20 protein-coding genes are annotated in these 24620 nt (G+C 52.7%); 9 read left to right on the top strand and 11 right to left on the bottom strand.

Annotated features, from left to right (window positions below):
* Positions 1–13: 13 nt before the first annotated feature.
* From HY011_10520 to HY011_10495, 6 genes are all read right to left on the bottom strand, one after another.
* Positions 14–2602 carry a cyclic nucleotide-binding domain-containing protein gene (locus HY011_10520; GenBank protein MBI3423362.1) on the bottom strand — a complete coding sequence of 863 codons (2589 nt, stop codon included), beginning with the start codon at positions 2600–2602 and terminating at the stop codon, positions 14–16.
* Positions 2603–2673: 71 nt separating this feature from the next.
* Positions 2674–3684 carry a hypothetical protein gene (locus tag HY011_10515; protein MBI3423361.1) on the bottom strand — a complete coding sequence of 337 codons (1011 nt, stop codon included), beginning with the start codon at positions 3682–3684 and terminating at the stop codon, positions 2674–2676.
* A gap of 56 nt (positions 3685–3740) precedes the next feature.
* Positions 3741–4820 (bottom strand): hypothetical protein, encoded by a 1080-nt coding sequence (locus HY011_10510; protein ID MBI3423360.1) that lies wholly within the window; start codon positions 4818–4820, stop codon positions 3741–3743.
* On the bottom strand, positions 4817–5335 hold the full coding sequence (locus tag HY011_10505) for a cytochrome c3 family protein (protein ID MBI3423359.1): 519 nt from the start codon (positions 5333–5335) through the stop codon (positions 4817–4819). The genes HY011_10510 and HY011_10505 overlap by 4 nt, the downstream gene beginning before the upstream one ends.
* Before the next feature lie 7 nt (positions 5336–5342).
* Entirely contained in the window at positions 5343–9434 is a 4092-nt protein-coding gene (locus tag HY011_10500) for a hypothetical protein (GenBank protein MBI3423358.1), read from the bottom strand.
* Between the two features lie 121 nt (positions 9435–9555).
* A complete protein-coding gene (locus HY011_10495; GenBank protein ID MBI3423357.1) occupies positions 9556–11907 on the bottom strand; it encodes a cytochrome c3 family protein in 2352 nt (783 codons plus the stop codon).
* Between the two features lie 911 nt (positions 11908–12818).
* Between HY011_10495 and HY011_10490 the strand changes: the two genes are divergently transcribed.
* Entirely contained in the window at positions 12819–14306 is a 1488-nt protein-coding gene (locus HY011_10490) for a heme-binding protein (GenBank protein MBI3423356.1), read from the top strand.
* Positions 14307–14714: 408 nt separating this feature from the next.
* On the opposite strand, the gene HY011_10485 is transcribed toward HY011_10490, so the two are convergent.
* Positions 14715–15254, bottom strand: a complete 540-nt coding sequence (locus tag HY011_10485) for a hypothetical protein (GenBank protein MBI3423355.1) — start codon at positions 15252–15254, stop codon at positions 14715–14717.
* Between the two features lie 208 nt (positions 15255–15462).
* Here HY011_10485 and xerD point away from each other — a divergent pair, with 208 nt between their 5' ends.
* From xerD to HY011_10455, 6 genes are all read left to right on the top strand, one after another.
* Positions 15463–16359: a site-specific tyrosine recombinase XerD gene (gene xerD, locus HY011_10480; protein MBI3423354.1), complete on the top strand. Its 897-nt coding sequence runs from the start codon at positions 15463–15465 to the stop codon at positions 16357–16359.
* A 104-nt stretch (positions 16360–16463) separates the two neighbouring features.
* Positions 16464–17618 (top strand): methionine adenosyltransferase, encoded by a 1155-nt coding sequence (locus HY011_10475; GenBank protein ID MBI3423353.1) that lies wholly within the window; start codon positions 16464–16466, stop codon positions 17616–17618.
* 27 nt (positions 17619–17645) lie between these two features.
* Positions 17646–18908, top strand: a complete 1263-nt coding sequence (locus tag HY011_10470; GenBank protein ID MBI3423352.1) for an adenosylhomocysteinase — start codon at positions 17646–17648, stop codon at positions 18906–18908.
* A gap of 327 nt (positions 18909–19235) precedes the next feature.
* Positions 19236–19691 carry a helix-turn-helix transcriptional regulator gene (locus HY011_10465; protein ID MBI3423351.1) on the top strand — a complete coding sequence of 152 codons (456 nt, stop codon included), beginning with the start codon at positions 19236–19238 and terminating at the stop codon, positions 19689–19691.
* 94 nt (positions 19692–19785) lie between these two features.
* Positions 19786–20190, top strand: a complete 405-nt coding sequence (locus HY011_10460; GenBank protein MBI3423350.1) for an ImmA/IrrE family metallo-endopeptidase — start codon at positions 19786–19788, stop codon at positions 20188–20190.
* A 42-nt stretch (positions 20191–20232) separates the two neighbouring features.
* Positions 20233–22614, top strand: coding sequence for an LptF/LptG family permease (locus tag HY011_10455; GenBank protein ID MBI3423349.1), 2382 nt, complete (start codon positions 20233–20235; stop codon positions 22612–22614).
* 181 nt (positions 22615–22795) lie between these two features.
* On the opposite strand, the gene HY011_10450 is transcribed toward HY011_10455, so the two are convergent.
* From HY011_10450 to HY011_10435, 4 genes are all read right to left on the bottom strand, one after another.
* A complete protein-coding gene (locus tag HY011_10450) occupies positions 22796–23023 on the bottom strand; it encodes an IS3 family transposase (GenBank protein MBI3423348.1) in 228 nt (75 codons plus the stop codon).
* A complete protein-coding gene (locus HY011_10445; protein ID MBI3423347.1) occupies positions 22926–23159 on the bottom strand; it encodes a DDE-type integrase/transposase/recombinase in 234 nt (77 codons plus the stop codon). The genes HY011_10450 and HY011_10445 overlap by 98 nt, the downstream gene beginning before the upstream one ends.
* 9 nt (positions 23160–23168) lie before the next feature.
* A complete protein-coding gene (locus tag HY011_10440) occupies positions 23169–23516 on the bottom strand; it encodes a hypothetical protein (GenBank protein ID MBI3423346.1) in 348 nt (115 codons plus the stop codon).
* A gap of 151 nt (positions 23517–23667) precedes the next feature.
* A complete protein-coding gene (locus tag HY011_10435; protein MBI3423345.1) occupies positions 23668–23997 on the bottom strand; it encodes a transposase in 330 nt (109 codons plus the stop codon).
* Positions 23998–24029: 32 nt separating this feature from the next.
* On the opposite strand from HY011_10435, the gene HY011_10430 reads away from it, so the two are divergent.
* Complete coding sequence (locus HY011_10430) at positions 24030–24494, top strand: RNA polymerase sigma factor (protein ID MBI3423344.1); 465 nt, start codon at positions 24030–24032, stop codon at positions 24492–24494.
* Positions 24466–24620: transposase (locus HY011_10425; protein MBI3423343.1), on the top strand; the 155-nt coding region annotated here is incomplete at its 3' end. The genes HY011_10430 and HY011_10425, both read left to right, overlap by 29 nt.

The following is a 24620-nucleotide window of genomic DNA, read 5'->3' as shown; positions in this document are numbered from 1 at the left end:
TCTGTACCGCATCTTAACGGGCGGCAAAATAGATCACCTGAATAATGTGCACGACCAGCAACGCCAGCATCAGCGCCGTCGTCCCCACGTGCGGCGGCAGCCAGAGTTTTAAGCTTCGCTGCAAATAAATCAGCGCGTCCAGGCGTCCCAACGCCACGGCCGCCGCGATGGCCTGATCCAACTGCCGCAAGCCCAGACGCACTTCTTCGAGCGCCTGTTTGAACTGGTGGCGCTCTTCGGTTTGATTGAAGGTTGCCAGGACGGCTTGTTCCGATTGCGGTTCGCGCAACACTTTTAAGGCCGTTTCCAACGAATCGAGCAGGTCGGCCCGTTTTAAGGCGGCGCGTAAAACCTGCCCGCCGGCCTTGCGGGCATTGGCCGTCCAGTCCTGCTTCGCGCTTTCCGTCAACTCGTCGAGCGGTTCACGCCTGAGATATTGCCGCAACAAAAAACTGAGCGAATGATAATGCGGCACGATACGTTTGGTGATTAAAGCTGAAAAGTGCGCGGGCGTTTGGGCCGCCAGCGCGGCTAATTCCTGTTGCAGTTCGTGGTGCCGATTCAACAGATCATCCAGCAACAGCGGCGCGCCTTCAATCTTGGTGAGCAAGCGCGGCACAAGCACATAACAAAAAATGCCAAAGACGCCGGTTAGGATCACGCCGTCAAAGGCCAACATCAACGCCCTGGTCAACAGTCCGCCCGCGTGATTGCCGCCGTGCAGAAACAGTTGAATGGCCGCGATCACGCCAAGATAGGTATGCGTCAACAGCCAATAGCGCAAGGCTCCCGCGCGCCGCGTATAAATCACACGGCGGTAGGGATAAAGCATCACCCCCACAATGCCAAACAGCCCCGCCAACCCGGTCAGCCAGCGCATGTTGAGGAAACCGACCAAGGGCTGGCCCAATTCGTAACGCCGAATGCCGTACCAGGCGGCCAGCGTGGTGACGAGCGTGAGGCCAATCCCCAGAATGTGCAACAAACGTTTGGGCCAATCGCGCAGATGTATGTTTTGCCCGACTGCCTGGTGCGGCCCGGTCATTGTCAATTTGCCGTACTTGCCTTCAAGCTGGCTGATCTCGCTGAAGTATTCGCGCGGATTGATGCGGGCCAACGCCCCGGTCGGACAGTTTTCTTCGCAACTATATTTCTGTGTTTGGCTGCCCGGCGGGTTTAACGGTTTGCGGTCGCTGCACAGATTGCATTTGACCGCGACCAGATCATCGAGCGTTTCAACCGCGGGCGGCAACGGTTCGGGCGGGAGGCGCAATAGATCAATCAGCTTTCCTGCCGCGCCAGCTTTCGCCGCGCCTTTTTTGGCGCGCGGGATCATCGTGATCGCGTCATAAGGGCATTGCGTGGCGCAATCACCGCAGCCGATGCAACTGCCCTGGTTGATGTCAATCTGGCCGTCGCGCAACCGTTCGATCGCGCCCGTGGGGCAACCCGTCAGGCACTCCGGGTCTTTGCAATGCATGCAAACTTCGGGTGAAAGCACGCTCTGCACGGCGCTCAGCGTTGGCTGTTTCAAGCGCGTGATATGCACGCCGCGCCGCACCAGTCGTGACTGCCCGTGCGTGCGATGGCAGGCCAGCGAGCAGTTGCCGCAGCGCACACACAAATCCATGTCCATCACCAACAGATTGGTAGCGTCAACCAAACCGGTCTCGATCAGGTCGCGTTGCGCAGTGTGCGTCTTGGCCTTGACCTCGGCGGAAAGTCCATCCCGGCGGGTTTCTAGCGCAGGTGGGGCGTAGCCGGACAAGGCGTCAAATAACGTTTGTCCGCGCTCGCTGAACTGGCGCAGTTTGACCACTGAAATTTCAAAGACTTCAGTGCGGCCCAACAGCGTGAGCGTACACGGCCAGGTGACATTGCCCGTCGCGGCGTCCAGGCCGAAACAATATCCGCCGCCCAAAAAATCACTCTGTTCAATATCGTCTTCTTGCCAGCTTCGTTGTAACCAACCGGTTTTGATCAGATAGATGCGCGAGACCGGAGCGCCCGCCCGCGCCAGCACGTGGTTTTTGGGGAAGGTGCGAAAGCGCGCGATGCCTTTGAGTTCCTGGGCCAGTTCGGCGGAAAGCGAGAAGCGCGCCTTCAACTCTTCGACCATCGCGTCGCGGCCATGCACGCGATAATCCTCATCCAACTCTTCGGCGAATTTCGATAGCTTGCGCAACAGGCGCAAGGCCGGGCGTTGCACTTCCAGCACTTGAACTTCGTGACCGGCGGGCGCTTTGACCGTAGCGTTGCGCGGCACGCCGGCCAGCAAGGACATCTGGCCGAACATGGTGCCCGGCTGTAAGGCGGCCACTTTGGTTGGCCCGACCATTACATCAGGTTGGCCCGCGACGATGATGTGAAAGGTGTTGCCGCCCCATTCGCCTTCGCTGACGATGCTTTCACCGGGCTGATAATCAAGCAGCCGCACGTATGGGCCGACTTTTTTGCCGTTGTAGTTGCGGCCATACACGACGACTTCCAGATCAAGTTCGTAATCGTAATGGCCTTCGTGTTGATCGAGCAGGGAAGCGATGGAAGGCACGCTTTGAATGGCGTTGATGACTTCACGGCGGCTCGTTTGTTCAGTCGGCATAGGGGGTAAACAGCATTATGCACGGGGACAAAGATGCAATGTGTAATGTTGGTTTCTCTCGTTCGCTAAATTCAAAAGACATTCGCCCGAATTGCCGGTGGCGGCGCGGTATGGCATTTCGTGCAAAGCGGCTCCTTGGCCTGTTGGTGGCAAGTCCAGCAGGCCGAGGTGTGACGCAGCCCCTGGCCCGTGCTGATTTTCAAAATATCCACCCGGCTCGTGCTAAGCGGTTCCTGCGTGTGATGACAGCGGTCACAGGACGCCGCCTTCAGATGTGCCGGACTGTGGCGAAAGCGGAAGGCTTTGAACGGTGCTTCGGGGCCGCGAATAAAACTAACTGCCAGCGCCGTGTTGATGTGACAGACGCTGCAATCGCCCAGCTTCTGTTCGGCCTGATGCACGTGACAGGAAAAACATTCCTGGTGGTGAGGAAAAGAGGCCTGCACGCCTTGTCCATCAAACCGGTGGCAGGTTGAGCATTTTGCCTTGTCCGCCTCCGCGCTCATTTTCTGCGCATCAGTATGCGTTCGGTGTGAAAAGCCTTTGGCCGCGCCCGCAATCCCCAACAGCCCAAACTCATTCAAGCGGCCCGGATAGGACGCTAGCAACGCTTGATTGTTATTCGTGATTCCGCCGCGATGACACGAAGCGCACATCGGGCTTTTGTTCAGTGTGCCCGGATCGGTTTGTTGAAACGCTTCCGCCGCGTGGCATTGCGTGCAAGCATCGTGAAAGGGCAGCCACGTTCCAGTACGTCGCCCCGGTTGATTCAATTTCGCATCGCTGGCTTGCGCCTTGTCGCGTTGATGACAGCTTGTGCAACCATCCAGCGGGCCATTCGGTTTAACCCGATGCTCTTTGCGCAAATGATCAAAGAAGCCTTTGCGCCGGTCGGTGACGACCTTGGCTTCCTCGGCAGAAGCTTGCGCCGTCTTTGGCGAAGCTTGCGCCGCCGCTGGCGCTGGCCCTTCAGTCACCGGTGCGGACTTGCGTTGTGACCCGCGACAGGCCGCCAGCCCCGTCAACAAGCTCAGGGTCAGACAACCTAACGCCCACAGTTTGTATTTCCTCGTGCTTCTCATACCGCTTTATCCATAACGCCGGGCACAGGGGCACAGGCTTCGTTACGTCAAGCCTTTCAATCATTGCTTCTGAGCGTGCGCAATACTGCCGCAGTCAACGGCTCAGGTAAACCGGGGCGGCGTTTGTCATTATGACAACTCGTGCATGAACCCAGCCCCGGTGCCTGGATGTCGTTCAAACGAACCGCCTGCGCGACAACACTATGGCATTCGGCACACAAAGAATCTGGCGCTTTAACCACACTTGCCACATTCTTTTTGACCGACCGCGTATCCAGTTCGTGATCCAGATGGCGAAACTCCGCAACTTTAAAATGTTGAAACAAGCCTGGCGCGCGCAGTTTTTGGCCACTAGAGTCCGATAACGAATGGCAAGCTTGGCAATTGCCGGAAGTGGGGAAGTCTTTGCCGGATTGCGTTGTTTGACTGACCGGTTTTTGAAGATGGCAAGTGAAGCAGGTTGGGTGACCTGTTTCGACGGCCAGTTCCGGCTGGTCAGCCTTGAATTGGGCAAAGCTAGTTTGCAGCTTGGCGTGGCAATCGGTGCACAGCGGAGCGCTCCCGCTTTGCAATTGCGCCTTGGCCAATGAGCTTGTGCGGTCATTGACCGGCGCGAGCGTCAGCCCACTCGGCAACGCTTGTTTGTGCGCGACGTGTGAAAAGGCAATGCCAAAGTCGCTGGCCAGCCGCGCCGTTTGAAAACGGTCAAAGACCCCCGGTTGCGTGGGCGATTCGGCATTGCGTTCGTGACAGACGCCGCAAAAAGCGGGCTTGGCAAATGACATCAGCGCGAAGTTGTGACAGGCCACGCAACTGGCGTGGCCTGGGAAGGGCGTGGCCACCGCCGGATTGACGTTGGGACTGGGCTTGCCCGTGACTTGGTAAGGCGGTTGCAAGCCGATCAGATGGCAATCCGCGCAACCCAGATCGCGATGTCCTTTCAAGCTTTGTTTGCCTGCCTGCCCGTGCGGAAACTTGCCGCCTTTCTGCGGCATTTGCGCTGGCGTCGCCAGGGCTGCGAAATCTGCCTTGAAAATACACAGCCCAGCGTAGCCGCCCAGCCCCAGGCCACAGGCCACGATCAGGATGCTGCGTTTTAGTCTGTGCAAGTCCATGCGTATGTCCGCTTCGATCATTGACGCGCGGCGTGACAACCGCTGCACGTTATGGGCGCGCGCTTGACGCGCGTTTGCTCGTTGTTGGCGCGATGACAGCCAATACAACTGTCGTGGAAAGCACGCTCGAAATACAACTCATCGCATTGGCAGTTTTTCGGATTCCCGGCAGTCTCGCACTGCTGCCCGCAGCGTTTGTTGATGTATTGCCCCGCGCCTTTGCCTTCGGCCCTGCCTTCTGTTTGATGGCAAACAGTGCACTTCCATAATTGCGGGACACCGGTTTCGTTACTCGTATGATGGCAGCCGGTGCAAGACGCCGTCGCACTCGCTTTGAAGGGCGCGGACGGATCGGGATTGAGGCGGCCCTGGTGCGCCTGATGATCGAAACGCACTGCGCCGCGTTCACGCGCGCCTTTGACGTTGAGCACAATGATCGAGCCATCCGCTTGCAGACTGGCAGACTGCGCCAAGGCTGCCCAAGCAACCGCAAACGCCAAACCGAATAACCCGATTGTAATTAGTTTCAGTCGCATCGCCACTTCATTTTACCAACGCCGTTGTCGCCGCGCCTTTGCGCGGCGCGCCATACTTGCTGCGAATATCGCGGTACTGTCGAATGCCGTTGACCAACTCAATGTTCTTGTCGTTGATCTCTGGCACCGTGAACAACTGCCATTGCGCGCCATTCTTCCAGGCAAACAGCCGCATCATCTCGTCGTAGTTAAAGGGCCGTGCGCCGCGCCGCCCAAACACCGCCAACTGATTGCCGCTCTCATCAATCGCCCGGTCGCGGTCAATACCTTCTGAGACGGCCAGCGCGGGGCCAACGGTATGCCCCGTCGCGATCAGCTTCGGCGTCGGGCGCGGGCTAAAGCCGTAATGCCCCGGCGTTTCTTCGGGCGACGTGAGTTGAACGACGCGTAAGCCATTCTTTCCATCGGCAACGTAAGCAAACAGGCTCACATTGGTCATCCCGACTTTGACATCGTGTGCGTCGTTGATTGCGCCGTTGGCATTGAAGGTTTGATCCAGCCGTGGTTTTTCGGGATTCTCAATATCCAGAATCACCAGCCCCTGCTTGCCCGCCGCAACGTAGGCATACGTCCGCACCAGATAGAGGTTGTGCGCGTCTTCGATTTTGACCGCCGCGCCAGCGATCAAGTGCGCTTGGGCTGGATTGGTTACGTCCACAACCTTGACGCCTTCGCCGTCGCAAACAAAAGCGTAGCGAAATTGCACCTGCACCGCGCGCGCGCCGCGCAACGGAAGCGTGGCGACGGCCTGCGGTTTGAGCGGATCAGTGATGTCCACAATGACCAGCCCTTTGTCGCAGGTGATGTAAGCGTGCGTGCCCGCAATGACGATGTTGTTCGCGCCTTTGAGCAAGCCGTTCGGGTTCCAGGCCAGCGCGCGTTTGATAAAGTTGTTGTTCGGATCGCCATCCAACAACGTCGCGACGCCCGGCCCGTTGTCTTTCTCATCCAGCGGATTGCCGATAACAACCAGGCCTTCTTCGCGGTCAGTGCCGTACAGGAAAGCGTACAGCGGATGTATCGGTTGTTTATCGTCGCGGTAAATGCCTTCTTCGTTCTCTGGGCGATGCCGCCGCCGTTGCGGAATCTTCAAAACCGCATCCACCGTGGCCGACGGATCAACCGCCAGTGTCGAAGGGGAAGCCAGCGCCGTGGCGTATTTCGATTTGATATAAAACTTCTGGCCCAACGGTGAGAATGGCGCGGTTGTGATGCGTTCGGAAAAGCCCTTCTGATCAATGTTCGCCGCGTCGTAAATGCGGAAGCCACCCTTGCCGCACGCCGCATACAGATACTCGCCGCGCAATTGCACGCTCAGCACTTCGGTGTCGCGTTTGAAGCGCAAACTGTCGCCGATGTCATTGCCGGGATGCTCGTAAACCTCGTGCAATTCCTGATGCACGGCTTCGTGTTTTTTGAACTCCTCGGGGAAGGCGACCTTGTGCAGGTAGCTGCCGATGACCGCCTGCGGTTCGTCGCGTTCGGTCGCCACGATGGCCTCGAAGCCGTGATGGCCGGTGGCGACGTAAACGAACCGCCCAATCCAGTTATAAAAATTCGTGCCTTGCATCGTCGCCATCGCCAGCCAGGCGTTGTTGTCATTCTTTTCAGCCAGGTGGCAATCTGTGCAGCCCTTGGTTTCTTTGGTGCGGACGGTGTGCGGGAAGTGCGAAGAGAAAGACTGCCCGCTGTAACCTTCCTGTGAGACAGTTTGCTGTTGCGAATAAATCCACTCGCGCAGCGCGTTCTGTGAACTGACCAGCACGGCGCAGGCTGAACGCACCGGCGCGACACGCTTGCCTGTGACCGTGCCATCCTTGCCCAGCATAAAGACGTCATCACGCAGGGTCTGGAAGTTGTACGAAGTCCAGTTGCGCAACTCCGGCTCGCCTTCGTTGTGCAGCATCGGCTTCTGCTCGTTGGCTTCCATCTTCAAATGACAACCGAAACAACTCGGCGTCCACGAGAGATGGCAGGTGTAGCAGGTCATGCTCTGATTGCCGTGCGCCAGGTTGTCGCCCATTTGCGGCGCACCCCAGGTCTTGCCGTCTTTGTGAATCGTCTTCGCCAGCGCGGCCTTTTCGTTGTAATGACTGCTGGCCGGATCAACCGTATCTTTGACCTGCACGACCGGCCATTCCTGGCCTTTTTCGACCGCCGAGCGTTGATAAAGCTGGCCGTTCCGCCAGAAAAAGCGATCCTGCTTAAACGGCGTCATGCGGTAATCGAGCATGCGATTGCCACCTGCCGCCGCCGAAGTTTTGGCTTTGGCGGAAGTCGGGTCGGCGCGGTCAAAGACGGTGCCGTGGCAATCTACACAATCAATTTCGATGGCCGCGCGCACTTCGCCATAAAGCTTGCCATTGCCGTGGCTGTCCTGTTTGAAATGGCAATCCACACAATGCATGCCTTTTTCGAGGTGGATGTCTTTCAGGTGCACCGGCACGCCCTCGCGCGTTTCGGGATTGTCAGTCGTTTCTTTGGTCGCGCGTTGCAACAACTCCGGCGTGACTTTGCTCTGGTCAATCACGCTGCCGGTCGCATCCAGCAGGTTGCCTTTGCGGTCACGTTTGAACACATCGCGGAAGATCCAGCCGTGCCCGTTGAAATCTTCGAATTGCGTGTTTTTGCGGTGCGGGCTGCTGTTGAGCTTGTCCAGGTTATCCAGGAATCCCGCATCGCCCCATTTGCCGCGTAGCGCAGACTCTTCGGGGTTGCGCGCCAGAATTTGCTGTTGCTGTTCGGGACTCAGCTTTTTCGGGTCGTACATATCACCCGCGTCAGTTTCCAAATCCCACCAGGTCGAACCGTAATAGGTCATCAGCACATTCGTACCAGGATGCACGTGACACACGATGCACTGGCTGGAAGGAATCGCGCGCGTGAATTGGTGGCGCACCGGATGGCCGCGTTCGCCCTTGTTTTGTGCCGCGCACAAGGCCGCATCGCCCGACGCGCTCTGGCCCGTATGGCCGAATTGCGCGTATTGCCCTGAATGTTGCGGGTTGCGGTCGTTGGCGTAAACAACGTGACAGGCCGTGCAACCGCTCGAACGGTAATCGCCCGGCTGATCATTTGTGCCCATCATCGAGAGCATGGGGTCGAGCAGCCGCGTCTTCTGCAAACCCAGATAGACTGGATCGGTCGTCAGTAATGACCCCAGTCCGCGCGGGCTGAGCAAGTTTTGCGTTGGCTTGCCGGATGACTCTTCGGATTGCGGATTGCCGATCTCGGCGGCTTTGCGCCCGCCGCGCTCAAAGGTGCGCAGGATATTGCCCATCTGCGAAATCTCCCAACGCGGTAGTGGATCAATGTAAGGCAGCACGCCTTTGCTTTGCGTGGTCGCGGCGTCGGGTTGCGGATTGGTTTGCAGGCGCTGCTGTGTGCCATCCGGGCCAAAGCTTTCGCCCCAGCGGGCATCTTTGAATTGAAAGCCGCCGTTGTTGTAAAGCGCCGCGCCCCACAGCATCGAGCCCGTCGTCATCATGCTGCGCTTGACGTTGTGCACGTCATTGGTATGGCATTCGGCGCTGGCGCAGGTCAGTTGGCTGATGCGCAGATCGCCGGGATTGACGAAGCGAATGAAGTCCGGGTCTTCTTTGAGCGTCAGCGTTGCCGGGCGCACGGGGTTGCCGGAGTTTTTCCAAGCTTCGGGATAACGCGGCTGCACGTGGGCCTTTTTAGTTAGCCCATCGTATGGCGCCGATTTATAGGCAATTTCTTGCGAACGTCTGACTGTCGCATCACCGCCGTGGCAATCAATGCAACCGAGGCTGATTGCGCCGTTGTGCATGTCTTCGATGCTGCTGTGGCAATCGTTGCAACCACGGCTCCGCAATTCGGCGGCGCAAGGCGTCATGTTCCATTTGGCCGGATTGGTGTCTTTGGCGAGGTGTTCGGCTTCTTGCGCTGAAAGCTGAGGGTCGCAGGGCGAAGGCGCGCGGTTGCGTTGGGCGTCGCGGTCGCAGGTGGTGCAGTCTTTCGCCGCGCCTTGGGCCTTACCCGTCAGCAGCAGACGCGGGGAATTGACGAAGCCATAGAGACAGAGCAGGGCCAGAATCAGCAGCGATTTCAGAATGTTTCTTTGCGTGTCTGTCATTTGAACTTCTCACCCTGGGTACGCAGCGCTTCCAGCGTGCGGACTCGGCGTCAGACCTTTTTCTGCCGGAAGGAAGACGTCCGCCGCCGAGTCCGCACGCTGGAAGCGCTGCGTACCCAGGTCAATACGTAAACTTCACCTTCACAAAAACCGAATAAAGCATTTGCGGTTTCGCGCCGCAGCCTTGCCCCGCGCAATTGGAGCTGAAGATGTCTTTGAAGCCGGTGCCGGGCAGCAGCGATGAATAGCCGCCAGTGACGATCACATTTTCGCTCAACAAGGGGCGATACAAAAAGCCGACGCCGTAATCCAAGCCAATGGGCCGCCGTATGCCGGGTTGAAACAGCAACTGCGACAATGGCTCGGTGTGATGGAAATGCAGATAATTCAAATTCAAAATCGCGCGCAGCTTCGGTTTCAATTCCGCTTCCAGCCCTGCGTTGTATATGAAAATGCCAGGATTGACGAAATTGGATTGGCCCTGCGTCTTGCTGCTGCGCAAACTCGGCACCAGGCTTTCGGGCGTGGTCAGCAAGACGCCCGTATTCAAAAACGGAATCGCTTGGCTGTTCCAAAAACTGAATTTGCCGCCCGCGAATTCAGTCAAATCAAGGATCGAGTCAAACCCGCGCGCCTTGCCGTCGAACGGCTTGCTGTCACCCGAAGCCCAAAACACCGAACCTTTGAAGCGCAGCCAGTCGCGGTCACGCGAAAGCTCTACGGCGGCCATCTGGGCATTGATGTCAGTTTTGCGCCCCGCAATCGGGTTGAATGAGTCGCGCCCCAGCACTTGATAGAAAGCGTGGTTGATATTCGTCAAGCCGATATGCCCATCGCCGGTAAAGCCCAGGTAATACGATTTCACGCCATGATCTTTGATCGTGCCGATCAAGGCCGGACGCACCAGAAAATCATTCTGATCATACACACGGCTGGGCCGGTCATCGTTGTAATGGAAGCTGAACTGCGTGGTGTAGCCTTTCCATTTGGTGTCTTGCCGGTACAGATTGGCGATCACGACCAACTGGTTGCGCCATTCGTTGCGCCGATCATTGGCCAGGCGCGTGAAAAAGCGCGTGTTCAACCCGCTGTTGGTGTCCTTGTCCAGCATGTAGAACGCCGCCGCGTTAAAGTTATAGCGGTTGTTGGCGAACTGGCCAAAGAGGCGGCCACCGAGGTTATAGTCGTTGAAAATGAAGCCGCGAAAGTCGCTGTTGAATTGCTGAATACCCGCGCGGATAAAGGTCGAGTCGAAGTGCGGACTCTTGCCGTCTTGGTTGCCCTTGCCGCGCAACCAGGGAATGAACTTGGTTGTATCGCCCAGCCGCGCCTCGCCGAACAATTCTTGAAAGCCGATATAGCTGTCGAAGCGGCTCGCACCGATCACCGGGTTGATATTGACGATGCTGCGCTCCTGCGTGTGCAGCAGGTTCAGATTGAAAACCGGCGTGAATTTGAAACGGTAATCAACCGGTTTGAAGGACGTATCGCCGTGAAAGAATTCGACCGAGGTGATGAAGTTCTGGTTGAAAAAGACCTGCCCGCCGCGCCCAAAAAACTCTGTGCTGTTCGGGCGTTCCGAACTGACATTGCTGGGCAGCGGAATGCGGCGGCCATTGAACATGGATTCGCTTTCCAGCGTCAGCACCAAATAGTTGTGTTGCCCAAAGATCGGATAATCGCCTTTCAACACGTTTTGATTATAGGGATTTTTCAACGCGCCCTTTTTCAGGCGTGGATCATCAGGAAAACTGATGCGCCAGCGATCGGGACGCGCAACGGCATTCGCGTCAGGCTCCCCTTTAAGATCAGGCTGCTCAATCCGTGATTTCCCAGCATAGCCTTGCGGCGCATCCACCGGCGTGCTGACAGAGCCAGTGGGCAAGGGCTTAGGAAGGCCTTCGCCTGTCGGAGCATCATCGGCTGGTGGCGGAATTAAACTGGAGGCGACGATTTCCGGCGCGGTGGCATTGCGGTCGTGGCATTCGTTGCAGGTGACCGGAATTTTCTTCGTGGCATTTTCGGCGCGCGGTTTTTCGTCGCGATGACAAGAGATGCAAAGGCGATGAAAAATTTCGCGGGAGTTGAGTTCGATGTCACGGTCGTCTTCGCTGCGGACGTTTTGCGCGGCGGGCACAGGGTTATCAGGAAAGCCCTGCGCGCGATGGCAATCGCTACACTTTTGAAACTGTTCGCGTTTCAATATGTTTTGTGTCGTGTGATGACAACCCACGCAAGCGAGTGTCGGCGGCGCCTGATGGGCTAAATTGGGCGCGCGCGTGAGCAGCCCTTCGTGCTGTTTATGATTGAAGCGCACGAGGCCGCGCTTGCCATTTCGATCAAAGAATAAATCGGCGGTTTGCACTTGCGGCAACAGCGCGGCGCGCACGTTCAGCAGGGAAGGCAATGAAGGCAAGGCTGGCCAGGCGAGCGCCAGCAAATAGAGAACTGTAATTAACAGCTTTAACTTCATTGAGCTTTGCGCCTGTCCCGTCAAATTACCTGCGAATCGAAACGTTTTACAGATTCGGTAGAGCTTGAGTAGAGGAGAGAATTCACGCCAACGACGCGCCGATTATCGTCTTGCGTGTGCCAAAGTCAAGATTTCTGGGCCAGACAATAGAAAGGGAATTTGCCGTGGTGATTTTGCCGCTGCCAGGACTATACTGTGCGCCGCAGCATTACCTGGCTACGCGATCTATCGTCAAAAACTGGAAGGTTGGGCCAATGAAACGCAAACATTTCCAAATCACCCCGCGCCTTGGCTTGATTCTGTGCGCGCTAAGCTTGATCAGTATACTGTGTCTCAACCTTAATCCAAGCGCCCACGCTCGTTTGGTAAACAGAGATGACCCTTTAAGAATTGATGCGCAGGATTGTGTTTATGACGGCACGCTTCAGCGCTTGATCATCAAAGGCGCGGCTTTCTCGCCAGCCCTGAATGTCACGCTCGAAACGCCCGCCGGGCCGCTGCCAACATCCGCCATTCAGTTTGCCGGGGTCACGACGCTATATGTCGAAGGTGTCAACGAAGCCACCTTGCAACAAGGTCTGCGCATCACTTTGCACGATCCCGTGCTAGGCAACTCAGTGACAGCCAATTTGAATGCCATCCCCACGGTGTTCAGCATTCCGGCCAGACGTAGCGAGATGGGGCGTCAAACGGCTACACGCGACACCGCGCAAGCCAATCAACTCTCCGTTGCCGAGGTTCAACAGATCATCGCGCAAGCCGTAGCCCAAGCCGAAGCGGATGGCTTGCGCGCCGTCATTGCCGTCGTGGATGCCGAGGGAAATTACCTTGGAGTTTTCAGCATGACAGGAGCGCCCGAAACAGCGCGCGTAGGTTTATTGCGGGCGGGCTGTACACCCAGTGACGGGACTTTGAATTTTCCTTTGCCGTGCGGTTTGGAAGGGGTACGCGTGCCGATCTGTACGGCGGCTATTTCCAAGGCAGTGACGGCTTGCTTCCTGAGCAGCAACGGGCACGCCTTCACGCCCCGCACGGCCAGTTTTATCGTGCAAGAGCATTTCCCGCCCGGCATCAGCTTCCAAGGCAGTGGCCCGCTTTTCGGCGTGCAGTTTTCGCAATTGCTTTGCAGCGATGTAAACCCGAAAGCCCCACTCGGATTATCCGCCGGGGCTGGCGCTTTACCGTTATACAAAAACGGCATCAAGGTCGGAGCCATCGGTATTGAAGGCGATGGCCGTTATGCCTTCGACCCGCTTCCGGCTGACCTGGATATTGCCTTAGAAGAAGTGGCGGCCTTGGCCGGCGCGCGGGGGTTTGAGCCTCCTTCTTCAATTACGGGCGATAAAATTATCGTCAATGGCATTCGCTTTCCTTATGTGGATGCCGCCGCTCCTCCGGCGCTACCACTCAAGCCGTTTAATCAATTGCCGGGGGCGATCACTGCTTGCTGCTTGCGGCAGGATGTCCCTGATTCATGCATTGCTCCTACCAGTGTGATCGCTAGCAAAGCCACCGAATTCATCACGGCAACGGTGGGAGACGCACCTGCCGGGCGCATCAATACAAGGCTGTTTCCCAGCGGAACAGCTTCGTTTGGCTCAACCCCTGATCTCGCGCGCGATGAAGTTATTCGTATCCTGACCCAAGCGGCCAAACAGGCATCTATCACGCGTGCCGCGATTCGCCAGCCTCTGAATAGCGCCGCAGAAGTGAACATCACGGTATGCGACCCGAATGGCAAACTATTGGGCATTTTCAGCACGGCTGACGCTCCGCAATTTGGCTTTGATGTTTCGGCGCAAAAGGCGCGCACGGCAGCCTTCTTCAGCAATGGTGCTGCTGCCACATTGTTACGGCAAGTAGGGCTGGGAAAATATGTTGATGCTGCCGCGCGTGATGGATTACGGCTGGACGGTTCAGTTGCCTTTAGCGACCGGGCCATTGGCTTTTTAGCTCGACCGCTTTATCCGGATGGGATTGACCGCACCTTGCCGGGGCCATTCTCTTTACCCTTAACCGATTTCAGTCCTTTTAACGTGGGCTTTCAATTGGATGCGATACGAGAAGGCTATTTCGAGAATATCCTCAAGTTTGTCAGAGACAAAGACATTCTTGCGCTCAAGGATGCCATTACCACGCCATGTGGAAATCCTTTGCTAAGCGCGGCGGTCAACAATGGCTTTCAAATCTTTCCAGGCAGCGTTCCGCTTTATAAAAACGGAAAATTAGTCGGAGCAATTGGCGTCAGCGGCGATGGTGTGGATCAGGACGATCTGATTGCGACAATGGGAAGCACAGGATTTGAAGCCCCCGCCAATATACGCACAGACCAAATTTTCGTGCGGGGAACACGCTTGCCTTACGTGAAGTTTCCGCGTCAGCCAAACCGGGACTTATGACCCTTGGCTCTTGAAACTGAGTTGGACCTGGCCTGAACGAGGCAAACAATTTACGACATGCAGTCGCGCAACGGCTGTGCGTGTGGTGTCGGTATGCCATAACCGCACCCAAAAGGTTCTTGTCGCACCGTTGATGATGAAAAGTGAGTCGCTTTGCACTAGAGGAACTGGCTTGACGGCGCCACCCTCGCATAGGGCGGAAAATAGCTCTGGCAGATATGCTTGGAACTCTTGTCGCTCAACCGTAGCGCCCTGTTCATCAACTTCGGCGGGCGGCAATTCTACTGGCTCACACGACTCCAAAATCACGCGCGCAACCGCCCGGCCAAATTCCTCACGCTTCCTTTGAATCGCCATAAGTTAGTCACTCCCTGTCGCGGGAAAACAATTTGAAGCTCGTGGAAAGGCTTAGGTTTTGCGCTGCTCCGCCTCGTATCGAGTACGCAATTTCTTCGCCCATTTTTCAATGTACGGGCGCAAGGGCTTAAACATTTTGGCGCGCCAACCACCCTGCGCTTCACGCCAAAGCTCATGGTACTTGTCTGAGTATGAGCGGATCTTGCCTTCATACTGATTCTTCTTAATTCCGTGCGCCAAGGTGAAATGATAATGCTGGGCTTGCAAAGAGATCAGCAAATAAGCCAGGTTGGCTTTGAAATTTAGCTTGGCAGCCAGCCGCTTAAAAAAACTATCCGGCGGTAAAAGAGCGCTTACAGCAATTTCCAGCCAGGGCTGAACAATGCCTTGTTTAGGGTGATAAAGGCCTGGCAGGTTATTATTGCCAGCCATTGTTGCCAGCCGGGCATCCATTGAGATCTGGTCAACAAATACGATGCGTTGCAGTCCACGGGTGTGTTCAACCGGAATGACTTGAAAAATACTGGCGACGGTTTTGTCCAAATCGCCGGGAATTTTGATGGTTGCTTTATTCTCAATTTTTAAGTTCATAAGCTACGTTGTTCCCCCAAAGGTTTACTGGAGGTTTCCTAAAGTTTCATGAATAAGACAAAACTATTTACGCATAAATCAGGGTCTGATAATATAAAATCACTTATAGATAGGAGCGCCATACTAAGTAGACTGATGCTGTTGTTCAAGAGGAGAGAAAAAAATGCTAAGGAAGTCGCGAAGCGCTGACAATAGAGCACCACAAAAGATGCTACCGGCTGCGGTAGAAAATGAGTATGTTCGGCGCTACCTTGCTTATCTAAAAGTTGAGAAAGGCTTGGCGGCCAATACGCTTGAGGCATATCGCAATGATCTCTCCAAACTAAGTTGCTTTGCGGAGGAACATGAAAAGGATCTACTTTCGATAGAACGTAGTGACCTGATTGAATTATTTGCGGAGCTCAAGGATGGAAACGCAGGTGACGCCTCAATGGCGCGCTTCACTTCGGTCATCAAAGGGTTTTTCAAGTTTCTACTTGCCGAGGGAATTCTTCGGCGTGACCCTTCAAGCCTGATCGAATCACGTAAATCATGGCAAACCCTACCGAGCTTTCTAAACAATGACGACGTAGAGCGACTTTTGGCTCAGCCCACGCTAAATGACGATGTCGGCTTGCGTGATAAAGCGATGCTGGAAGTCTTGTATGCCACGGGGCTACGGGTTTCAGAACTAATCAGTTTGAAACTAAGTGATCTGGATTGGGATAGAGGGGTGATCAATTGCTTCGGCAAAGGCACGAAACAACGGCGCGTGCCAATCGGCAAATCCGCAGTTGATTATCTGAAGCGCTACTTTGCCGCGCGGCCAAGATTGCTACAGGGAAAGGGTAGCGACTATCTATTTGTTGAGTTTGGCGGCGCTCCGCTCACCCGCCAGAAGTTCTGGAAGCTTATTAAAGGTTACGGACAACAAGCCAAGATTGATTACGTAACTCCTCACATGATGCGGCACAGTTTCGCCACAGTTTTGTTGCGTAATGGCGCTGATTTACGTTCTGTTCAAATGATGCTCGGACACAGTGACATCAGCACCACCCAGATTTACACACACGTCACCAACGAAAATTTGCAAGATGCGTACAAGAAATTCCACCCACGTTCCTGACTGCTAAGGCGCTCCTTGACAGATTGTCGACCCTATGACACCCTCACCGACTTTACTAGCTAAGCTCCATTCGCCTGTATAGGCAATCATAAATCCAGGAGGAAATTGTGAAACAGCACGGACGTTTTTTGTTTACTTCGGAGTCTGTCACCGAAGGCCATCCAGACAAGATTTGCGACCAGATTTCAGACGCTATTTTGGATGAGGTGTTACGTCAAGACCCCACTGCTCGCGTGGCTTGTGAATCTTTCGCGACAACGGGGTTGCTTTTAATTAGTGGTGAAATTACTACGACCGCTCGCGTTGATTACGCCAAGGTGGCGCGTGAAACGGTACGCGAAATTGGCTATGACAATGCAGAATATGGATTCGATTGCGACACTTGTGCCGTGATGTCCGCGATCAACACGCAATCACCAGATATCGCAATGGGCGTAGACACTGGCGGTGCAGGAGACCAAGGTCTTATGTTCGGTTATGCGTGCAGTGAAAATCCAGAATTGATGCCAACCCCGATTCAACTCGCACACCATTTGGTACGGCGCTTAAGCGAAGTCCGCCGCGACGGAACACTACCCTATTTAAGGGCGGATGGTAAGTCACAGGTGACTGTGGAATATGAAAATGGGAAGCCTATACGCGTTGACGCAGTTGTCGTTTCCACCCAACACAGCCCTGAAGCGGGGGCCGACCAGATTCGCGAAGACATTATTGACCATGTCATCAAACCAGTTATTCCTGGCAATTTGCTGGATGCCAACACGAAGTATTACGTCAACCCCACAGGACGTTTCGTGGTCGGCGGCCCAATGGGTGATACTGGATTAACGGGTCGTAAAATCATTGTGGATACATACGGAGGAGCGGCCCCGCATGGTGGTGGCGCTTTCTCTGGCAAAGACCCGACCAAGGTGGATCGCTCAGCGTGTTATATGGCGCGCTATATTGCGAAAAACGTGGTAGCTGCTGGCTTGGCGGACCGCTGCCAAGTTCAATTAGCTTATGCTATTGGGGTGGCAGAGCCAGTTTCGGTTTATATAGACTGTTTTGGTACTGCGAAAATTGACGAAGAAAAGCTTGCAGAAATAATTCGCGCCAATTTTGAATTGACGCCAAAAGGCATTATTAGTTCACTAAACCTTCGTCAGCCAATCTACAAAGCCACGGCTGCGTTTGGCCACTTCGGGCGAAGGGAGTCCTCTTTCACTTGGGAGGCTACCGATAAAGCCGAAAAACTTCGTGCGGCTGCGGGTCTTTAATCGAGAAAGGATATAAATCGAAATCACATGAGTAAGCAATACGACATCAAGAATATTGAACTGGCTGACGAAGGGAAGCGACGCATTGAATGGGCTGAGCGTGAAATGCCTGTACTTCGCTTGATTCGTGAGCGATTCGCAAAAGAACAGCCACTAAAAGGTATCCGGCTAGTGGCTTGTGCGCACGTAACCACAGAAACTGCCAATCTTGTTCGGGCACTCCAGGCGGCTGGCGCGGATTCGGTACTGATTGCCTCTAATCCATTAAGCACCCAAGATGATGTGGCAGCAGCTTTAGTGAAGTATTACGGCGTCTCAGTCTTTGCGATAAAAGGTGAATCCACAGAAACTTATTTGCGCCATGTTGAAATGGCGCTTGATCACAAACCGCAGATCATCATTGATGATGGTTCCGACGTAGTGGCGACATTAGTTAAACATCGCCCCGATCAAATCCCTGACATTATTGGTTCAACGGAAGAAACCACCACTGGCATTGTTCGGCTCAGAGCAATGCTAAAGGAAGGCAAGTTGACCTTTCCCGCGATCGCCGTTAATGATGCACAAACGAAGCATTTCTTCGATAATCGTTATGGTACAGGGCAAAGCACACTGGATGGCATCATCCGCGCAACCAATATTTTACTGGCTGGTAGAACAATTGTTGTGGTTGGTTATGGTTGGTGCGGTAAAGGGGTAGCAATGCGTGGCCGAGGTATGGGGGCCAACATAATTGTCACAGAGATCAACCCTGTCAAAGCGCTAGAGGCTGTTATGGATGGCTTTCGTGTGATGCCAATTGAAGCCGCCGCAGTGCATGGCGATATTTTTATTACTGTGACTGGCAATCGTCATGTCATTGATAAGCATCATTTTTCAGTAATGAAAGATGGCGTGATCGTCTGTAACTCTGGGCATTTCGATCTTGAACTGAATCTTGTAGGGTTAAAAGAGTTGTCTAGCGAGGTAAAAGCAGTTCGGCAATGGACGGAGGAGTACCGGCTAAAAAGTGGCAAATCTGTAATCGTTTTAGGTGAAGGGCGCCTAGTCAATCTTGCGGCTGCCGAAGGGCACCCAGCCAGCGTAATGGATATGAGCTTCGCCAACCAAGCTTTGTCCGCAGAGTATCTGATCAAGAAAAAAGGCGAACTTGAACCTAATATCCATTTATTACCTGTAGAGATTGATGAAGAAATTGCTACCTTAAAGTTAGCAGCGATGGATATCAAAATAGATCAATTGACCTCTGAGATGGTCGAGTATTTGAATAGTTGGCAAACTGGCACGTAAGATTATGCCTAATTAAAGTCGCTATTAGCCGCATAAGTCAGCTACCACCGCCAGAGACAGTGGCTTGTACAGGGACAGGGCAACGGTCGAAGCCACGCGCTTACTGGGCGAAAATTGGAAATACTCCGAAATTAAATGTGATTGCCCTGGTGGCTTGTAGAAGATTGCAGTAAAGAAGGTACGCTTAGGGTCGCTGTTGCGTTGGCGACTCAAATAGATTGAGACCGAACGGGACATTATAAAATAAGCCTTGAGCATTTTTTGCCGTCCGACCAATTGGCAGCTGGTTGGCTTGCCAAGATAAATTTGGTTTGGAGGGATAGATAAATGATAGCGAATCGTGCAGACTTGATTAACGTCAAGGAACTGGGAAAACATGTGACCCGAAAGAGAGAAGCTGGACATCTTTCTCTTCGGGCCGTAGCTAAACTCACTGGAGTTAGCCCCTCGACGTTATCTAGGATTGAGACAGCAAAGGGTTTTATTCCTGATGCGACGACATTGGCAAAACTTTGCCGATGGTTAGAAATTCCAATTGAAAGGATTGTAGGGTTGGCTGATAGTCTTTGGACTGAAAGGTCTCAAATGGTGGTGCACTATCCAAATGAACCTACCCCCTCAATTGTTGAAGCGTATTTGAGAGCAGATCCAGAATTGACTCCTGAAACAGCGTATGCGTTATCAGAGCTTTTTCGAATTGCATATGAGGGGTATCGGCGTAATGTTGGGAACTCTTCGCGGCAGAACGAGGGAATACGAGAAAAGCGCGATTCAAATTCGTAATTTTGCTCAGTTAACATCCCTTGCTCGATTAAATCCATATGATCTAGCCGTCCAGCTTGGTATGAAGGTTATGTTTGTGAAGGATGTATCTGAGATGTCGGAAATTAATGCCAAAGTTTTGCTTATAGATAGTGCGGGGCATTGGTCTGGAATTTCTTCGGGTACTCAACAAGATGGTAGTGTGCTTATAGTATTGAACGCTACACAGGCACCAAACAGACTTGTTGCAACGTTAATGGAGGAGATTTGTCATGTGTTATTGGGTCATCGGCGAAATCGAATTTCTTCAGATATTGCAGGAGCTAGAGAATATGATCTCAAAATAGAGTCTGAAGCATATGGTGTAGGTGCTGCCGCACTTGTCCCCTATCATGGTCTGCGATTGATGCTTACTCAAGGATTTACATTAGCTGCGATTGCCCGCCATTTTGGAGTTAGTGAGTCATTAGCTGAGTATCGGGTAAGATTGATCAATGTTTCAGGTGATTGTAGTGTTTAATTTTCATAATAACTATTATCAGACTCGGACTTAATCATATCAATGCTTTCTGCTACCAGTATTAATCGACTAGTTCCCCGTTACTTGATTTTAGAAATACTTCCGCTTTGTCTTATCACCCTAGCGATTTTGACAATTTTAGTGCTTTGTCAGCAACTTTCGCGAAACAGCGAGTTGTTGATTTCCCCACTGATCACTTGGCAGGTATTATTCCAAACTCTAGCAAGCCTGTTACCGCCAATTTTTACCTTCACACTGCCTGTTGCCATTGTAATTAGCGAAATTGTGACGCTTTCCCGCTTCGTTGCCGATCATGAATGGGGGGTATTTGAGGCTAGCGGTCTTAATTGGCTTACTAAACAAGGGCCTTTTATTTGTATAGGTGTGGTTGGGTTTGTTTTGACCTTGTTACTGAATTGGAATATCGCACCACAAGCAATTGCTAAACTAAAAGATGCCCGAAACAATCTCGCATTAGGCAAGGCAGCAACCCAAATTAAACCTCAGACATTTGTATCGGAGTTTCCAGGGCTTTTGTTTAAAGTCAAAAGCGTTGATCAACAGACTGGAAGGTGGAACGGGATTTTACTTCTCAGGAAGGATGAGGCACAAGATAAAATTCAGTTACTTGCTGCCAAGTCAGGCAGCTTAGCACCGCTCAATGAGAGCCTAAACTTCTTTGAGCTTAGGTTGTCGAATGGAGTCCTCATCGACAACCTGCTATCCACCGAGGATCATATTACAAGTGTCTTCAAGGAAAATATAATTAAGATTACCCCTGCAAAACACCCTACTTCAATTTTACCAACTGAAGCTGAATTCGATAGCCCTGTTCAGTTATCTAGCATGAGTAGCTTAATTAGCAGGTTACAGAAGAAGAAACCAGAAGTCGCTTTACATAATGAAATCGAAAATGAAATCGAAGTCGAAGTGTTCAAACGTGTTGCTAATGCATTCGCTTGTATTTTTGCTTCGCTCTGTGTGTTGGTATTAACTAATAAGTTACATGCAAAATCTGCGCGAAGATCTTTTTTACTCCTCTCAGGTTTTCTGCTCCTCGTGATTTTCCATGCTTCAATAACTTATTGTCAGAATCTAGCATTGAGGAATAGGGTGATAAGCCATCAAAGTCTGCTATTAGGATTCTTAGCTCCTTGTTTGACCTTAGTAACCCTCAAATGGATACTGACCAAAAACTACATAAGCATGTTAAGCTCAATTAGCACTTGTTTCTTACGTTTCAGGAGAACGCTCACATTTACCTATGGAAAAAAAGATACCCTCCTAAATCGCTTTGAGAGAAGCAATAGGTCTCCATCTTTTAATTTAGGGCATTATTTAGTTATTAGCGAGTTTGCTAAATTTTTTGCGCTGATATTGGCGATCTTAGCTGCCACAATCATCCTGTTTACACTCCTTGATATAGCACCCTCTCTTGTCAGAAATAATGTTAGGCTGGGCTTTGCTCTAAGCTATTTGGCTTGGCTTTCTCCACAGGTTATTTATTATATTATTCCCTTTAGCATACTTCTCGCAGTAGCAACCACCGCAACTGCTTTAGCAAGAACCGGGCAATTGACCATTTTATTCTACTACACGACTCATCCATTACGTCTTACCTTACCTATCATTATAGCAGCTTGCTCGATATTTCTCGGTATTTTATTTTTATCCGAAACATTTCTTCCTTTTAGTAATCGGCAACAGGATAATCGCTATCGGAAAATTAAAGGTAAAACATTGGAAGATGTAACAATCGCATTTGATAGACAATGGGTGTCTGACGAAGACTCGGCTACAATTTTTGGCTATCGTTTAATTGATAACAACGGTAATCAAAGGCTAACAGCTTTAATTTTTAAATTGACCAATCCTGACTACTACTTGGATGAAGTAATTCACTTTGACGCAGTTAACACGCTCGCTAATAGCGCGTATGCGTCAGCTAGCTTTCGCTATAAAATTGGGGATAACGGACTCGCTAACTTTGAGTTTATAAACCTGAGTGAGCCGCCCCCAGAACTAATAAATCGCGAATCGCTACATGAAAGGGCCAATCATGAGGCGAATAAGATGACCTCTAACCAGCTCCAAAATTATATCTTACAAGTTGAAAGAACAGGCTTGCCCACTACTGCATTACGCATGGAACAAATGCAGAAAATCGCTTTCCCTTTCGCATGTATTACTTTACTTTTTTTAGCTTTTCCAGTTTGCCTTTTGCAGATACGAAGACAATATCAATCAAGATTTTCTTCCATTGCAATTAGCGCCGCTCTAGCTCTGCTCTTCTGGGGAATATTAAGTATCTTTGAGGCAGCAGGCAAACGAGGGACAATACCTATCTCAATTGCAGCATGGTCTCCACATGCTTTATTTTTAGCGCTGGCAAGTACTATTCAGGTCAAATTACACTACCTTTAAAAATGGCCTTAATAGTTGAATCTATGTGCTATATGTAAAACACACCTAGATGTCGGGCCGAAATTATCCGGTTTTTTGATAGTAGCCATCCACCGCTTTTCTTAAATCAGCTACGGTTGCGTGCCAGTGATGATGGCTGACTGAGGTGGTCACGTTTTGGTGGACACGTGACTCTCTTAGCTTAAGTCCTTTCTTGTAATTTGAGCGAGTCCATTTTCGCTGTTTGATAATAGGCGGCTTCAAAATCTTGTGGGCTCAGGTAGCCCAAAGCTGAATGCCGACGAATGGGGTTGTAATAGCGTTCGATGTAATCAAACGATTCGAGTTCTGCTTCGGCGACGGCGCGTTCCGCGCCGTCGCCGAAGCAGCTCCGCTTTGTAGCGTGAAAACAAGCTTTCCGCGTGCGCATTGTCGTAGGTCTCGCCCGCGCGACTCATGCTTTGTTCGTAGCCATTGGCCGCGCGCAAAGCGCGAAACTCTGCATCAACGTATTGCCCGCCGCGATCACTGTGCAGGAGCAAGCCGCGCGGCGGTTTGAGGCGCACGATCGCTTGCTACAGGGCGCGGCTGACAACGCGCGCTTCCATGTTTGCGGCCACGCACCAGCCCACAAGCTGGCGGGTCGCCAGGAAGGCCCAGCCCCCATTTTGCAGCGGCCAGTACGTGAGGTCGCTTACGAACGCCTGGCCGTGGCGTGAGTCCGTTAGCCCCGCCAGCAGAGGCGGACTCAGCCGCCCGCCGTGGCGTGAGTCCGTCGTGCGCGGCACGCAGCTTTTCGGTTGAATCGCCCGCAGCTTTTCGGCTTGCATGATGCGCCGTATGCCGCGTCGTCTGATGGCGTGTTTATCCGCCTGCAACTCGACGGTCAAACGCCGCGAACCGACCGCCGCGCGTGTCGCCAAAAGGCTTTCGTGACCGCGGGCGTCAGTTCATCAGTGGGCGCAGGCCGCTGCTGCCACGCGTAATAACCGCGGCGACTGACACCTAACGTTTGACAAAGATCCCTGATCGCAAAAGCCGTTGCTTGTGACGCGATAAACGCAAAACGCTGCGTCACGTCGGACGGCAAAAAATGCTCAAGGCTTTTTTTAAGATGTCCCGTTCTATTTCTACTTGTTTGAGTTTTGACCGCACCTGCTTAAGCTCTTGATCTTGCGCGGCTGGCTGGAGCGCTTGTTTCCATTTGTACAGCAAGCTTTCGCCCACGCCCAACGCCAACGCGATGCTCGGCACGGATTGCCCCATCCGCATCATCTGCAAGGCTTGTTGCTTAAAGGCATCATCATACTTGCGGCGCTTTTGGAAAGCTTCCACTGTGATACACGACCTATAATATAATAAGGGAGCTATAGTGTCATCATTTACAGGGGTTATCTCAATCATCCCCTCACCCCAATTTTCTGACTGATGATGAATTGATTGAGCAGGTACTAGCGGGCCAACAAAGTGTGTACGAATACTTATTTCAACGTCACCTCCGGCGCATCATTACCATTGCTTGGCACTTCTTTCGCTCGAAAGAGACCGTCGAAGATATTACGCAGGAAACCTTTTCCAAGGCTTATTTTTCACTCTCTAGCTATCGACGAGGAGCATCTTTTGAACAATGGTTAGCCAAAATTGCCATCAATAATTGCTATAATGAATTACGCCGGCGTAAAAAACGCAACGAGATGCTAGTGACCGATCTCACAGAGAATGAAACAGATTGGTTGGAGCACAAGCTCGCGACAAGCTCTTTTGCGGATTTCTTTGGACTCAATGACAGCCAAAATGCCTCAGCAACTATATATAAGCTATTGGCCAGATTACCGGACGACGACAAACTTGTGCTAACGCTTCTCCACGTTCATGACTATTCGGTGGCGGCGCAAGTATGAAGATGCCTACAAACAACAGGCCCTGGATTTGCTGCGGCTCGGCCAATCGGTGCCGACCGTCGCCCACGCCTTGGGGGTCGGGGAGGGCGTGCTCTACAAATGGAAGCAGGCGCAACGGCCGGCCGC

It is taken from the genome of Acidobacteriota bacterium, from assembly GCA_016196035.1.
In the GTDB taxonomy this organism is placed as follows: Bacteria; Acidobacteriota; Blastocatellia; order RBC074; family RBC074; genus JACPYM01.
Note: the sequence above shows the minus strand (reverse complement) of the source record. Positions and strands in the feature narration are given on the sequence as shown.